Consider the following 15,068-nt stretch of genomic DNA (forward strand, 5'->3'; position numbering starts at 1 on the left):
ATTTTAACATTTTTCCAAAACAATGGCTGCATTACACCCGCCAAAACCTGAAGCTGTTTTCAAAATATATTTGATTTCCGCAGGTTGGTTTTCTTTTATAATATTCAAAGGTTGGGAAGTTCCCGTTTCTTTAAAATTTTTCGATGGAATTAAAGTATTTTTTAAAGCAGATTCCATTGAAATAATGCTTTCCAATAAACCTGATGCTCCCAAACAATGTCCGTAATACCCTTTCATACTATTTAAAGGAACATTCTGTAATTCCATTCTGTTGAAAGCGATAGCTTCCATTTCGTCGTTATAGATTGTCGCCGTTCCGTGTGCAGAAATAAAATCTATTTGTTTTGCTGAAACGTTGGCTTCTGTCATAGCATTCCTGATACTCGCAAATAATCCGTCACCAGTTCTTGACGGTCCGGAAATGTGGTTGGCATCGTTAATCGCTGAATCTCCCAAGACTTTAAAACTAAACTTTTCGTTTTTATTTGATTCCGAAGTGATATAAACTGCTGCTGTTGCTTCACCAATATTGATTCCGTCACGGTTTTTATCGTAAGGTTTACAAATTTCAGTTCCGATTGCGTGAAAAGAATTAAAGCCTGAAATCACAAACTCTGAAATTTCATCGCCGGCAATTACAAAAGCGTCTTTGTATTTTCCTGCCTGAATCATATTTTTAGCAACAGCAATCGCCATTACTCCGGAAACACAGGCATTGGAAACAACAATTGGTTTTGTTTTAAATCCAAAAAAATCAGCAATTTTCTGAGCTAAGGTTGAAAGGAAAACACTTTCGGGTAAAGTTTTTTGATTTTTTAATAAACTGATATTTCCTTTTGTTGTTGATAAAATAAAAGCCGTTTCTTCTGAAATGTTATGTTTTTCAACCAAAGGTTTTAAACTTAATAAAAACATTTTTTCCAACCTTGTAAAATCCTGATTGTCATTCTGAGCTCCGTCGAAGTTTTTATTGAACTCTTCATTCAACTTTTCAGAACTAATCATAGAAGCGTAAAATGGCTCCTGATTTTCTATAATTTTATGTAAAGCTACGCCGGATTTTCCTTCTAAAAGGGCATTCCAATTGGAAAGAACATCAAAACCTAAAGGTGTGACGCAGTTGTAATCTGTAATATACACTTCCTTCGTCATTATAATCCCATTTTATCTTTCCACACCTGAAAAAATTCAGGATTATATAAACATAAATTGTTGTCAGAATCAAGAAAAACCTGGATTGTTTCTCCCGAACAGACCAGTTTGTTTTCTTCGTTAAAAAGTTCGTATCGGTAAATTAATTTCGCTGAAGCTGAATTCACGAAAGTGGTTACAATATTGAAGGTTTCTCCGTATTTTAAAGGAAGAAAATGTTCGCAAGTACTTTTTACAATCGGGGTTACATAACCTGCTTTTTGAATGTCAAGATAAGTTAAACCGTGTTCACGACCAAAAGCTTCTCTGCCGTCTTCAAAATAGACGATATAATGCCCATGCCAGACAATTCCGAGAGGATCTGTTTCGTTGAAACGTACCCGAACTTTCTCTGTATAACTGATTATATCTTCTTTAGACTGCATTTTGTTTTCTTTCGTAAATTAATGAAATTCCGACCATTGCAAGGTAGAATAAAAATAAGAATGTCAATTCTTTTGCTATTCCGCCGATTCCGCTGTTTCTTAAAATAATGTCATAATACGCATTTAATCCCCAATTCATCGGAGAGAATTTCGCAATAGTCTGCATGAATTCTGGCATTAAAAAAACAGGAACCCAGATTCCACCAACTGCAGCTAAAACAACTACGGAAGTTGCTCCAAATGGCGCAGATTGTTCCTGGGTGTCAGCAATTGTTCCTAATAAAACTCCAAATCCAATTGCTGCTAACCCTGAAAATAAGGTGACAACGATAAGTTGGAACATTTTTCCAGTGACATCAAATTGCGGTAAATCCATGTAAGGGAAAAGGTAAATTCCCACAGCAACCATCAGCAAAAACTGAATGATGCAGATGATCAAATAAGTAAACGTTTTTCCTAAAATATGAACAAAGTAAGGCGTCGGGCTAATTCTTGCTCTCACGCTCGTTCCCTGACTTTTTTCTTTAACCAAATTAATCGACAAAGGTACGACGATAAAGAAAATGGCAAACAGCGCCCAAGCCGGAACATTGTGCTGAACCGAATTTGGCATCACATCCATTTTTCCTTTATGAGGCGTAATTTCTTTAAAGCTGATTAAATTTTTATTCTCTTCAAGATTTTCGGTTGTTCCCAACTGATCCTGAAATGCTTTGTAAATCTTTTTATTCTCGATCTCAAAAACCATTTTATTAACGGCATTCATCACGTTATTTTTGAAACCGATATTGGTAGCGGGGTCAAAATAAAGATGAATGTCTTTGGCTTTCACCGCTGGTAACTGAGCTTTATCAGAATTTTCTTCCAGACCAAACGAGCTTACAATCGTCTGAACTTTGGAATCAATATTTGAATTTAAATCTTTCGTTAAATTTTCAGGAATAACAATTGCCATCTGATAATCTCCTCCAAAAACCGCATCTTGGGCGGATTTTTCAGTATAATTGGTCAAAAGCTCGAAAGTTTTACTGCTTTCAAGTTCGTGCTTTATATTTTTTGAAATTTCAGATTTGTCGTTATCAATAAAAATAATCGGGATTTTAGAACCTTCCAAGTTTTTGAAAGTTGAATCCTGAATCAAGGTAATCGTGATAATCAGCAATAAGGGCATCACGAAAATGATGACGATTCCTCCAATATCTCTTTTCAATAAAAGAATTTCTTTAACGAAGCTTCTCCACAATTTATACAACAACATCTCTTAATTCTTTTCCGGTTAATGAAATGAACACATCTTCTAAATTTTCGGCACTCGCCACTCTGTTCACCAATTCTTCAGGCGTTCCGACAGCGTGGATTTTCCCGTGATCGATGATAGCAATTTTTGTACAGAACTCCTCCGCTTCCGAAAGGTGGTGCGAAGTGTAAATGATGCAAGTTCCTTTTTTATTTAAATCCAAAAGGTAATCGATGATTGCTTTTTTAGACTGAACATCAACACCAACAGTCGGTTCGTCAAGAAACAGAACTTTCGGATTGTGAAGTGTTCCGGCAATCAAATTACAACGGCGCTTCATTCCTCCTGAAAACTGTTCTACTTTTTTATCAGCAAATTTTGATAAACCCATAATTTCTAAGGATTCATCAATCGCATTTCTTAGTTTTTTGTGGCTTAAACCGTACAGACTTCCGAAGAACATTAAGTTTTCTTTAGCTGTTAAGGTCGGATATAAAGCATATTCCTGCGGAACAATTCCGATGATTTGTCTTAATTTAAAACCCTCTTTTTGAGGTGATAAACCGTTGATTTTAAAGCTTCCTGAAGTAGGTTTTATCAACCCCGAAAGCATGGAAATCAATGTTGTTTTTCCGGCTCCGTTGGGTCCGAGAATTCCGTAGATTTCATCTTTTTCAATCGTCAACGAGATATCATTTACAGAAAATTCTTCTGCATTTTTATATTTTTTATATAAATTTTTAATCTCAATAAAATTCTCCATTTAGATCGCTTTTTTCAGTTTTTTATAGAAAGCTTCTTCCAGATCTGCGATATGGAGCATTGTTTTTGCAAGTTGATTGTAAATATCGCTTTTGGAATTTCTGTTTTTGTAAACTCTTGCAATATCTACTGCAAAATCTCTCCAAAGGTCGCCAATTGCTGTAATTTCTTTAGATAACTCTCTCAATTCATCATTTTTAAGAATTACCGCCGCTTCCTGTAAAAATGCACCATAAATAAACCTGAAACCACCACCGCCGGTACCGATTTCTTCCTGCATCCTGATTAATTGACCTAAATAATGATTAGTTGTTTTTGTTCCTTTTTTCGCAGCCCATTTCGGGATACTTTTGGCTACCCATCTCATTGCTTTTACCCCAATAATAGGAACTGGAGCCAACATATTTTTACAGGTATCCTTAATTCCTTTTTTAATGGCTGATTCAAGATCCACATTTTCGGGAATATAAGTGGGGTAGTACATATGACCTTTCGGAGGAAGTGCCCCTTTGGCATATCTTACTTTTTCCAGTTCGGCTTCGGTCAGCGTTGTTGTGTAATCCATTACGGGATCACTGATCAGGAATTTTCCGTCTTCTTTTCCGTAAACGACTAAGTTGTGCGCATTGAAATGGAATTTATATTCTTCTGGGAAATAAGTCAGGTTAAAAACTCCAACCTGAAGTCCTGTCGGGATATTGTTTTCTAAATTTTTTTCTAATGCTTTTTGAGCTTCTGCCGGATTTGAGAATTTTATTCTTTTAATTTTAATTCCGAGTCTTTTTGCTGCTTTGCTGAAAATAGCACCGGGCATCGGACGATAACTGAAACCGGGAGCAAAATTTACTTTTAAAAAAGGCAGATATACAAAGAATAATCCCGAACCGATTCCGAAGATCATCGGTTCGCTGAGTTTTAAGCCTTTGTTTAATAATAAATTAGAGGCAACACCGTTTTCGCAATGTGCTGTCTGGTGATGTTCAAAATTAAGTTCCATTATTTTCCGTCGAAGTTTTTTAATTCATCCACTGAAATTCCGAATGCATCGGCATATTTTTTCAGTACAGATTCGCTTAGTGTCTTAAAAATTTTTGGTTTTGCGTGTCTTTTCACTCGCCACTGCCACATTCCGACATAGGCTGCAAGAACCTGTAAATCCATCTTATTGAGTTCCATGAAATAAATAATAGGACTTACGATATTACTGGCAACATTTTGTTTTGCTTCTTCAATTCTTTCGTTAATCAACGCTAAAGATTCGTCCAACGCTGCTTTTTTAACTTCCCAACCGATGCTGTTGGCTGTTGTATAATTATTATTTTCATCAGTCACGTACAAAACCTCGGTCATGTTGGCCGATTTTAGATTGCTTTCGTCTTGAGGAAGGTCTTGCTTTTTCATCTAAATATTCTTAAGTTTTAGATTTCAGATGAAAAATATTCATCTGTTTTGTGATTAACTTTATCAATCGGCTAAAATAGTGAAAATAGATTATATGTAACTCATATTTATTTTTCATAAGATCAAAACACAATTCATATTCATCTCAATTAAGCATGAAAAATATCTCATATTTGTAAAATGGATAATCTGTAACAAATGCGAGATTAATTCAGACTAATCCATTTGAAATTTGATTAATATAAAATAATACTATGAAGAAATTTTTCATTTCTGTTTCTGTTTTTTGCATGATTAATGCAATGGCTCAGAAATTTGAAACACAAAAACTAACAGATAATCAAGGTTATGCTTATGAAACTGTAAAAAATGACCAATCAGGCGTTAGGGTGTATACTTTAAAGAACGGTTTGAAAGTATATTTGGCTAAAAATGAAGATGCTCCGAGAATTCAGACGTACATTCCGGTAAGAACAGGTTCTAACAATGATCCGAGCGATAATACAGGATTGGCTCACTATCTTGAGCACATGGTTTTCAAAGGAACATCCCATTTGGGAACTCAGGATTGGGCTAAAGAGAAAGCATTGCTTCAGCAAATCTCTGATCTTTATGAGCAGCACAAAGCAGAAAAAGATCCTGTTAAGAAAAAACAATTATACAAGAAAATAGACGAAGTTTCTCAGGCTGCTTCAAAATTTGCCATCGCCAACGAGTATGATAAAGCGATTTCATCGTTAGGTGCAACGGGAACCAACGCTCACACTTGGTTGGATGAAACTGTTTATAAAAACAATATTCCTTCTAACGAATTGGAAAAATGGTTGACCATAGAAAAAGAACGTTTTTCTGAATTGGTTTTAAGACTTTTCCATACAGAATTGGAGGCGGTTTATGAAGAATATAACAGAGCGCAGGATAACGACGGCCGTTTAGTAAATTATGCTTTAATGGAAGCGTTATTTCCAAAACATCCAAATGGACAACAAACGACAATAGGAACTTCGGAACATTTGAAAAGTCCTTCAATGGTTGCGATTCACAAGTATTTTGATACGTATTATGTTCCTAATAATATGGCGGTTGTTTTGGTTGGTGATCTGGATTATGATAAAACGATAAAATTAGTTGATCAATATTTCGGAACTTTCAAATATAAAGAATTGCCAATGAAAAAAATGGTAACAGAAGCTCCGATGACTTCAATCGTTACCAGAACAGTGAAAAGCCCATCGGCACCGAGAATGACAATGGCTTGGAGAACGGATTCTTACGGAACTCAGGAAGCAAGATTGGCTGATGTTGTCGCTGAAATTCTAAGTAACAGAGGTGATGCAGGTTTAATTGATCTTAATATCAATCAAAAACAAAAAACGTTAGGAGCGGGTGCTTATGAATCTCCTTTTAAAATGTACGGATCTTTTGCGTTATCTGTAACTCCAAAAGAAGGGCAGAGTTTCGATGATGCTAAGAAATTATTGTTAGATCAAATCGATTTAGTTAAAAAAGGTCAATTCCCGGATTGGATGTTAAAGGCAATCGTAAATGATAAGAAAGTTCAGAGAATGAAAACTTGGGAAACTGCGGATGGATTGGCAACCAATCTTTACGATACCTATATCAACGGAAGAACCTGGCAGCAGGAATTAGACGAAATTAATGAATATGAAAAAATCTCAAAAGCTGATGTTGTAAAATTTGCCAATGAGTTTTTCAAAAATAATTATGTTGTTGTTTACAAAGAAAAAGGAGTTAACGATAAATTGGTAAGGGTAGAAAATCCTGGAATCACTCCGATTGAACTGAACAGAGGAGCGCAGTCGCCTTTCCTTGAAGATGTTTTAGCAGTAAAACCTACACCGATTCAGCCTGAATTTATTGATTATAAAACGGCAATCCAGACTTCTCAAATCAAAGATAAAAAAGTAAGTTTCGTTAAAAATAAAGATAATGAGATTGCTCAGGTAAATTATATTTTCCCTTTCGGAACCGATAATGATAAAGAATTATCCCTTGCTATTTCTGTTTTAGAATACTTAGGAACAGATAAATATACGCCTGAACAGTTAAAAGAGGAATTCTATAAACTAGGAATTTCCAACAGTTTCAGAACTTCAAATGACCAGACGGTGATTACTTTAAGCGGTCTTGAAAGCAATATGAAAAAAGGGGTCGAATTGATGAACCATTGGCTTGCCAACGTAAAAGCAGACAAAGCAATCTATGATCAGACTGTAAAAACAATTCTTGAAGCAAGAGATGTTGCTAAAAAAGATAAAGGTAGAATTATGATGGCTTTAAGTAATTATGCGAAATACGGGAAAGATTCCAGAATGACGGATATTGTTTCCAAGGAGCGTATGCAAAGCATCAACGTAGTTGATCTGATGAAAAAAATCAAGACGATTAACCAATATCCTTATGAAGTTTTCATTTATGGACAGGATCAAAGTAACTTAGAGAAAGCAATTAAGTCTTACATTGCCAATACAACTTTACAGCCTGCAAAAGCAAAAATATATGCTGAGCCAGCTACAGAAGGTAAAGTATATTTTACTAATTATGACATGGTACAAATGGAAATGTCTAAAATTGCGAAAGGAAGCAACGTGAATCTAGGAAACTTCGGGAAAGCCAATGTTTTCAATGAATATTTCGGACGTGGATTATCTTCTATCGTTTTCCAGGAAATCAGAGAAAGTAAGTCACTGGCATATTCGGCGTATGTTTCTTTTGCCAATGCTAATGAAATGAATCACCCGAATTATGTGACAAATTATATAGGAACTCAATCTAATAAATTACCGTTAGCCGTGATAGCCATGAATGACTTGATGGCACAATTGCCTCAGATTCCGGCACAGTTCGAGAACTCAAAAGGGTCTGCATTAAAGCAAATCGCATCCAACAGAATCAACAGAACAAGTATTTATTTTAATCAATTGGCATTGAAAAAATTGGGTGTTGATTATGATATCAGAAAAGATATTTATGCTGAAATTCAAGGGCTGACTTTGCCTCAGCTGACGAGTTTTTATGATACTGAAATCAAGCCATTGAAATACAACACAGCCATCATCGGGAAAAAAGAAAACCTGAATATGGAGTCTATTAATAAAATGGGTGAATTTAAAGAGGTTTCTCTTGAAGAGATCTTCGGATACTAATCTTCAGATTTAAATATTATTGAAAGTGGGGTAGAAATACCTCACTTTTTTTGTTTGGAGAGCGTTTAATCGTTTTCAGTATGAAATTTTATCGAAGATAAAATCCTTGCGCCTTAATGAAGTTTAAGAAATAAAAAACTTTGCGCATTTGCGTTTTTCCAGCAATTAGAAAAAACAAAAGCTGCACGTTTTGTGCAGCTTTATATATTTAAAGTAAATTTTCTATGATTTTACTTCCTGAATAAATAGATTAATTTCACCTCTTATCAACAATTCATTCTCAAGAAAAGTTTCACAAAAGATATGGCAGATATTTTCGTATTGCGCAATCAATGAGGCTTTTGAAATGATTTTGTCACCTACTTTCGGCAACGCGAAAATTTCAATTTTTTTGATATTGGTAATAAAACCGATTACTTTTGTATCTGCGTCAGGATTTTCGAAGAAACTTTGTCCAAGAATCGATGAACAAGTCTGTGCGAGATTTTCAATCAAGCCCGCTTCAACGAATTCATTATTATGAACAAAAATGTTGTCTTCTTTTATTTCAAAGGAAGTAATTACTTTTTCCGGAGTTAATTCCAGAATATAATCCGTCATCAGCATCGGTTCACGATGAGGTAAAAAATTGTGTATGTTGATGATATTTTCTTCCTTGATTTCCATTAAAAATTATTTTACAACCGTTTTCATCTGAGATTTTGCGATAACTGTATCATTAATTTTGGTAATAATCTCCACCAAAGTTACGCCCATCATTTCGTTAAGTATCGTAGCTTCTGTTTTCAGAATATCTCCAACTTTGGGCAATGTATCTGCTTCAAAAGTTTTGATGGCGCCAATATATCCTGTCGGAGCTTCTTTTCCCAGTAAATAATATTTGTAACCGGTGTGTAAAGCCACACTCTGCGCCTGATGCTCAATTAAACCGGAAGCCTGAAAAACTCCGTTCTGAACAAAAATATTTTCCTCTTTTACTTCGAATCCTGAAATTAATTGTGTCTCAGAATAATCTGCAATGCTGTTGACCATCACAAAAGGAAATCGCTGCGGAATTAAACTTTCCACAAAATTCTGATCAGATGTCGGCAATTTGTTTTCCATTAGCAAACTGTTAAAAGAGCACATGAGTAAGCAAATCTTCCACTTTCAGGCACGCAAAGAAGTATTTTTTCTCCTTTTTTCAAATTTCCTGAATTCATCAGTTGTTCCAAAGCGATGAAAATAGAACCTGCCCCGATATTTCCAACTTCGGAAAGATTATAAAACCATTTTTCCCATGGGAAATCTAATCCTACATTGGCAAATTCTTCTTTTAAGCCTTCTTTAAAGTAGCCTGAAGAAATATGAGCCAATACGTGATCAATAGAATCCGGATCTAAGCTGTGCTTATCAAAAGATGATCTTAAACTTTCTGCACCTTTTACCAGAATATATTTATCTAAAATTTTAGTGTCTTGTTTTAAAGCAAAAATAGATTGCTTCAGCCATTCATCAGACGGGTAATCTGCCCATGATTTTAAACTTCCGTCTTCCTGTTTTTCGCAACCGGCATACATACAGGCTTCGATTTCGTGAGCGTATGAATAGAAATCAATCCATTCTAATTTTAGATTGGTTTCGTTTTCTCTGGGCTTGTTTTCTAATAAGAAAGCTCCGGCTCCGTCAGAAAGCATCCATCTCAGGAATTCTCTTTTGAAAGCAATAATTGGTCTTTCCTCTAATAAAACCAAATTCTCTGCCTCATGATTGAATTTATCAGCGGTCATCCATGCCGACATTCTTTCGGAACCAACACAAACTGCATTGTTGTTGGCACCTGCTTTTATTGAAAGAAATCCGTAATTCAGTGCATTCATACCGGAATTACAAAGTCCTGATGCGGTATTAATTGCCAAAGATTTATTAATATCAAGCTCACCATGAATCATGGAAGCATGCGAAGGTTGAATCTGGTCAGGCGAAGAAGTCCCTACGGAAAGCAGTTCCATATCTTCTTTTTTGAATTTGTCATCAAAAAGCTGCTTCACGGCATTTGCTGCAATCTGAGCGTTGGTATGGGTAGGATTTCCTTCTTTGTCTAAAGCGTAATATCTTGTCGTGATTTTGTTATTTCTTAAAATAAGAGCTTTTGCTTTAGATTTTGCGTCATTTATATAACCAAGATACGTTTCCATTTCATCATTTGAAACCGGCTCATTGGGTAAGTATGTTGATGCTTTTGTTATAAATACGTCGTACATTCTATTTTAAATTAATTCCTTGTAAATATTCTCTTTGTTTTTTTCTTTTTGCCCAAAAAATAGGTGTTGTCAGCAGGTGTAGAACCAATACGATTGGTGATATAATCCAGATCGCTGCCATCAAATATACCTTAAAGAATTTAATAAGCAATGGGCGTTTCTCTTTTTTCTTGATGATAAGATTAGACCAGATTGTGAAAATTTTATTTCCCACTTTCTCTACTCTTACCAGGAATGCCCTGATTTCTACGGCTCCGTTTTTCACCAAATCCGGCTGAAGGTTTTCCAGCGTGTTATCAGAAAAATGTTTTTCAATGATATTTCCGTATTTCACAGAACCTGTAATTTCTTCATCAGAAACTCCTGCAGCAGGAAGAATTCCTGATTTTTCTTTCTGTCCGGTGGTCATCCAGCGAAGAATTGTTAATACACTTGTATAATTATCGTGTCTGTCTACTAATGCAATATTTCCAACCAGTTTTGCTTTCAGATCTCTTAAATATACTTTTAGTTTTTCCTGAGAAAGCATCCACATATTTCTTGTACCGGAAATGGTAACCATCGGAGTGTTTTGCAGAATACTTTCGGCATATTTGCTTTTCAGAAAAGAAATGATCGGGATAGACGGTGTTAAATACCAAACCTGATACCCAAAAATAATTAAGTCAAATTTTTCATTTAAAACCTCTTCCGGCGGCGGAAGAATTTCGCTGGGGATCTGAAGATAAGATTCCGGAAAAGTATTGAAGAACACATCACCAGACCAAGGAAAAGGAAAATCTTCCTTCAGCTTGATGTTGTAATAAGTGACGTCATATTCTTCTTTTTTATTTTCAAACGGCTTGGCGACATTCTTTACAATATCCTCAAGTTGCCCCGTTTGTGTATAATATATAACCAGTATCCTTTTTTTCATTACTATTTTTTCGCGATTACAAAAATATGCTTTTCATATTTATTATGCAGACTTATATACTTTTATTGATTCTGAGCTGTATTCCAGCATATAATTACTGTTTTCAGGCAGATTATTTTTCACATTTACAAAAATGATTGTTTCAGGAAGTACTGCCCAATCATTTAGATGAAAATTTTCGTCAGAAATTAAAAGTACATTGATGTTTTTATTAATTTCAGTCAAACTTTTTATATAGGTGATCTTTCTTTTCTTTACCAAATAGGTCTGTTTGGCGGTTTGCCTTTTTTCATCATTTGCAATCAAACTGAAAATTCTTCTGTCCGCCTGCTGTAGGGTTAACAAAATATCTTTCTGTCCGAAATCATTGGCTAAGTGTAAAATACTCGCATCTTTCGGAATGTGTTTATTGAGTTCAAAGTAAACCGATTTGTTTTTATTAAAATCATCTTTTACTGCTTTTACGACTTCGCTGTCTTTATATAAATAACTTAAAAACAGTTTTTTCTTAAAATAATTTTCGTCTTCAAGTTCATTCCTCAGCTTTGCAAACTCATTTCTGAAATAGAAATTGATTTTTTTTGTTCTTTCCGAGTAATTTTTTCCAAAACTCAAATCATCTTTATCAATTCTTTCACCAACTTTTACTGTGATGGCTCCGTCATAGATAATAAAATCACCTTTCGGAAGGACTTCTGAGTTCCCATGAATATAGACAGGCACAACATCCAACCCGAATTGTTCTGCAATATAAAAAGCTCCTTTATGGAATCTTTTAACATCATTGGTATAAGAACGTTCGGCTTCAGGAAATACCATTAAAGAATAGCCTTGATCAATTTTTTCCTTTAGCTTGTCCATTCCATTTTCTATGCCTTGAGAAACAGGGAAGAAGCCTAATGCTCTTACCAATTTTCCAAAAACCGGAGAATCGTATACCCAATCATTCACCAGGTAAATAATTTTATGAGTTGCCATTGCGAGCGCCAAAGTATCTAAAAACGAAGTGTGATTAGCAATAATGACACAAGGTTTGCTGAAATCTTCATGAGGATTTCTAATCACTGTTTTCTTTACAAAAGGCGTAAGATGCAGCACTGATTTCAAAAATAACGCAATCGCTTTTTTGATGTTTTCTAACGTTTTTCCTTTTGCTTTTTTTACAAAGAAATGTCCGAAGAAAGAAAAGATAAGTCCACCTAAACCGTAATAGATAAATGATACTACCGAACGAACAAATAATCTGAAAGTTATTGGTGAAAGTCCTTTTTTTGCTCTGTTGGTAATCAGTAATCTAAACCAGAACGGGTATAATGTTGAGGTAATAATAATTACAGAAAACATTCCTATCAAAGCGACTAACGCTAATGAATGCAACGCCGGATGTTTGGCAAAAATTAAAGAACCGATGGATAATATGGTTGTAAAAACCGCAAGAATAATAGACGTTCTGTACGTCGGAAGCTCGTTTTTTCCTGTCGTATGTTCCTTTTGCATGGCTTGAGTAAGGAAAATACTGAAATCATCTCCAACTCCGAAAACCAGTGTACAAACAACGGTACTGAAAATATTTAATTCCAAGCCTAAAAAATAGAGAATTCCTGCCGTTACAATTCCCGTCAACACGATCGGAAACATCGTCAAAAGAGTCAATTCAAAATTTCTGAAGAAAACAATAATTGTTAAAACAATGGCGAGAAGCGAATAATTAATCAAGGTATTAAAATCTCTTTTTAATAAACCTAAAAAGTTCTCATTCATCTGTTGACGGTCTATTGCCAAAGCATCATGTTTCTTTTCAACATCTTTAATGAACGCGTCTCTTTTCTTTTCGTCCACTTTTACGACATTGGAAACGGTATAAAAACCATTTTCTTGACTTAAAAATTCAGAAATCTGTAAAGCTTTTATACTTTCATAATTTTTCAACGTTAACGTAGAATAGTTTTTGTTCAGATTTTCATTAAACTGATCAAACGCAGAACTGTTGAAGCCAAATTTATTTCCGTTACTGATTAATTCAGAAATCGTTTGATTCTTTTTATTGGAATCCCAGAATTTCTGCCATAATTCTATCTTTTTTTGTTGATCTTTTTTTGATAAGACAACATTTCCGAGAGAATTATAACTTAAAATTTTTCCTTCGTTCTTTTCCTTTTCTAAAAACTGACTCAATTGAGAATTTCTTGCCAAAGCTTCATCTTCAGAATCTCCGTAAGAAATCGTATAAATGGATTTTGAAGTAATGTCTGAAAGTTTCTCCAATTTTGCCTCGCTGATTTTTAAATCTTTAGGAATATAATTTAAATCTCCGATATCTTCATTAAAACCAACGTGTCTGAAACCGAAAAGGCATGCCACAATAATGATCGAACAAATGATGATTAATGGCTTATTCTTTTCATAAGGATAAGACCCGATTTTATCAATAAAATTGGTGTTGGTTTGTTTTTCTTTTGTCTTGGGTTTATATAATTGCGGAACAATAATTAATGCCGTAATCGAAGAAAATATCACGGTGATCGCTGCAAAAAGTCCTAAATCTTTTAACGCTTCAGAACGTACAAAAACCAGACATAAAAACGAAACTGCCGTCGTCGCACTGCTTAAAATAATCGGTTGCGTGATTTCTTTGTAAAGTTCTTCAATATTGTTATTGTGTTTGTAATGCGTCAAAATATGCAGCGCATAATCAATTGTAATTCCGATCAGAATGGCTCCGACACTTAAAGAAATGGCAGAAATTTTATCTTTAATAAAATATAAAATCAACAAAGCCAGCAAGACGGAGAAAACCGTCGGAAGAAAAACAATAATCGGCGTGAAAACATTCCTGAAATAATACATCAGTAACAACAAAAGCACCGTCATCGAAATAATAACCGTATTCTGAATGTCTTTTTTAATCTGCTGGGCGTTGGCAACCGCAATGACAGGCGAACCAAAATAACTGATCTCCGTTTTTCCTTTGAACTGTTCGTTGAGGTTGCCTTTTATTTCATTTAATTGATTGACGAAAGTTTCGTTGTTTTTGGTATCGTTGCTTTTATTTTTCGGATCGATGAAAAGCAGCAGGTTTTTCCCGTCTTTGGTAACGATGTAATTGTCTTCAAGCTTAAAATCTTTGCTGATATTTAAAGCATTCAGTTTTTTAATCCCTAAAAAAGTAATGCCGAGCGGATCTTTTTTGATGAATTCTTTGGTCACTAAGCTTGTTGGTGAAACCAGAGAAACATAATTGTTCTCCACCTGTTCTGCGATGCTGTCTTTTTGCAGTTTCCTTTCAATTTCCTTATAATCGTTTTCATTTAAAAATAAAGGAAGATTTTGATTGACAAAGTCGAAGGTTTCTGTAATTTCATTATCATTTACTTTCCCCTGAACCGAACCAATATATTTTTGTAAAGGATCAATTTTAGTTAAGAAAGTATCGGCAGTTTCCGAAAGCTGAAAATTTTCTTCTTGGGATTTGTTTTCAATGATAACAATAATTTTATCTGAAAAGTTGAGCTGTTTCAGAACTTTTGCCGTAAGATCAGATTTTTCATTTTTAGGAATGATCTGATTAATATCTTCCTCAAAATTAATTTTTGAAGCAAAAAATCCGCATAAAACAGCAATCCCGACCGCAAAAAATACAGACAGAAGCTTGTTTTTAGAAATCAGATAATATAAAAATATAAAAAACCTGTGCATTAAATTGTAAAATCAAGTTTGCAAATTTAATTTTTTCAGGAGTAGTTTAAAAAGTTTTAACAATAAGTT

General features: G+C 34.6%; 12 protein-coding genes. 1 reads left to right on the forward strand and 11 read right to left on the reverse strand.

The genetic code is table 11. The features are described from left to right. Positions 1-3: 3 nt before the first annotated feature. Genes ASG22_RS15685 through ASG22_RS15710 form a run of 6 tightly spaced genes read right to left on the reverse strand, consistent with a single transcriptional unit; the run spans position 4 to position 4,977 of the window. Complete coding sequence (locus ASG22_RS15685; protein WP_055986644.1) at positions 4-1,152, reverse strand: beta-ketoacyl synthase N-terminal-like domain-containing protein; 1,149 nt, start codon at positions 1,150-1,152, stop codon at positions 4-6. After that, positions 1,152-1,577, reverse strand: coding sequence for an acyl-CoA thioesterase (locus tag ASG22_RS15690; protein ID WP_055986646.1), 426 nt, complete (start codon positions 1,575-1,577; stop codon positions 1,152-1,154). The genes ASG22_RS15685 and ASG22_RS15690 overlap by 1 nt, the downstream gene beginning before the upstream one ends. After that, positions 1,567-2,835 (reverse strand): ABC transporter permease, encoded by a 1,269-nt coding sequence (locus ASG22_RS15695; protein WP_055986648.1) that lies wholly within the window; start codon positions 2,833-2,835, stop codon positions 1,567-1,569. Before ASG22_RS15695 ends, ASG22_RS15690 begins: the two co-directional genes overlap by 11 nt. Beyond that, entirely contained in the window at positions 2,822-3,577 is a 756-nt protein-coding gene (locus tag ASG22_RS15700; RefSeq protein WP_055986651.1) for an ABC transporter ATP-binding protein, read from the reverse strand. The genes ASG22_RS15695 and ASG22_RS15700 overlap by 14 nt, the downstream gene beginning before the upstream one ends. Then, a complete protein-coding gene (locus ASG22_RS15705; RefSeq protein WP_055986654.1) occupies positions 3,578-4,573 on the reverse strand; it encodes a BtrH N-terminal domain-containing protein in 996 nt (331 codons plus the stop codon). It lies immediately after the preceding gene. Beyond that, complete coding sequence (locus ASG22_RS15710; protein ID WP_055986656.1) at positions 4,573-4,977, reverse strand: hypothetical protein; 405 nt, start codon at positions 4,975-4,977, stop codon at positions 4,573-4,575. Before ASG22_RS15710 ends, ASG22_RS15705 begins: the two co-directional genes overlap by 1 nt. Positions 4,978-5,231: 254 nt before the next feature. Between ASG22_RS15710 and ASG22_RS15715 the strand changes: the two genes are divergently transcribed. Then, a complete protein-coding gene (locus ASG22_RS15715; RefSeq protein WP_055986660.1) occupies positions 5,232-8,144 on the forward strand; it encodes a M16 family metallopeptidase in 2,913 nt (970 codons plus the stop codon). A gap of 222 nt (positions 8,145-8,366) precedes the next feature. On the opposite strand, the gene ASG22_RS15720 is transcribed toward ASG22_RS15715, so the two are convergent. The 5 genes from ASG22_RS15720 to ASG22_RS15740 are packed head-to-tail and all read right to left on the reverse strand — an operon-like array spanning position 8,367 to position 14,999. After that, entirely contained in the window at positions 8,367-8,810 is a 444-nt protein-coding gene (locus ASG22_RS15720; protein ID WP_055986664.1) for a hypothetical protein, read from the reverse strand. 6 nt (positions 8,811-8,816) lie between these two features. Continuing rightward, positions 8,817-9,248 (reverse strand): hypothetical protein, encoded by a 432-nt coding sequence (locus ASG22_RS15725; protein ID WP_055986665.1) that lies wholly within the window; start codon positions 9,246-9,248, stop codon positions 8,817-8,819. Beyond that, on the reverse strand, positions 9,248-10,387 hold the full coding sequence (locus tag ASG22_RS15730) for a beta-ketoacyl-ACP synthase III (protein WP_055986668.1): 1,140 nt from the start codon (positions 10,385-10,387) through the stop codon (positions 9,248-9,250). The genes ASG22_RS15725 and ASG22_RS15730 overlap by 1 nt, the downstream gene beginning before the upstream one ends. A gap of 1 nt (position 10,388) precedes the next feature. Then, positions 10,389-11,303, reverse strand: a complete 915-nt coding sequence (locus ASG22_RS15735; protein ID WP_055986669.1) for a hypothetical protein — start codon at positions 11,301-11,303, stop codon at positions 10,389-10,391. A 42-nt stretch (positions 11,304-11,345) separates the two neighbouring features. Beyond that, positions 11,346-14,999, reverse strand: coding sequence for an MMPL family transporter (locus ASG22_RS15740; RefSeq protein ID WP_055986671.1), 3,654 nt, complete (start codon positions 14,997-14,999; stop codon positions 11,346-11,348). Positions 15,000-15,068 lie beyond the last annotated feature (69 nt).

Origin of the sequence: Chryseobacterium sp. Leaf405 (assembly GCF_001425355.1) — a bacterium.
GTDB lineage: Bacteria > Bacteroidota > Bacteroidia > Flavobacteriales > Weeksellaceae > Chryseobacterium.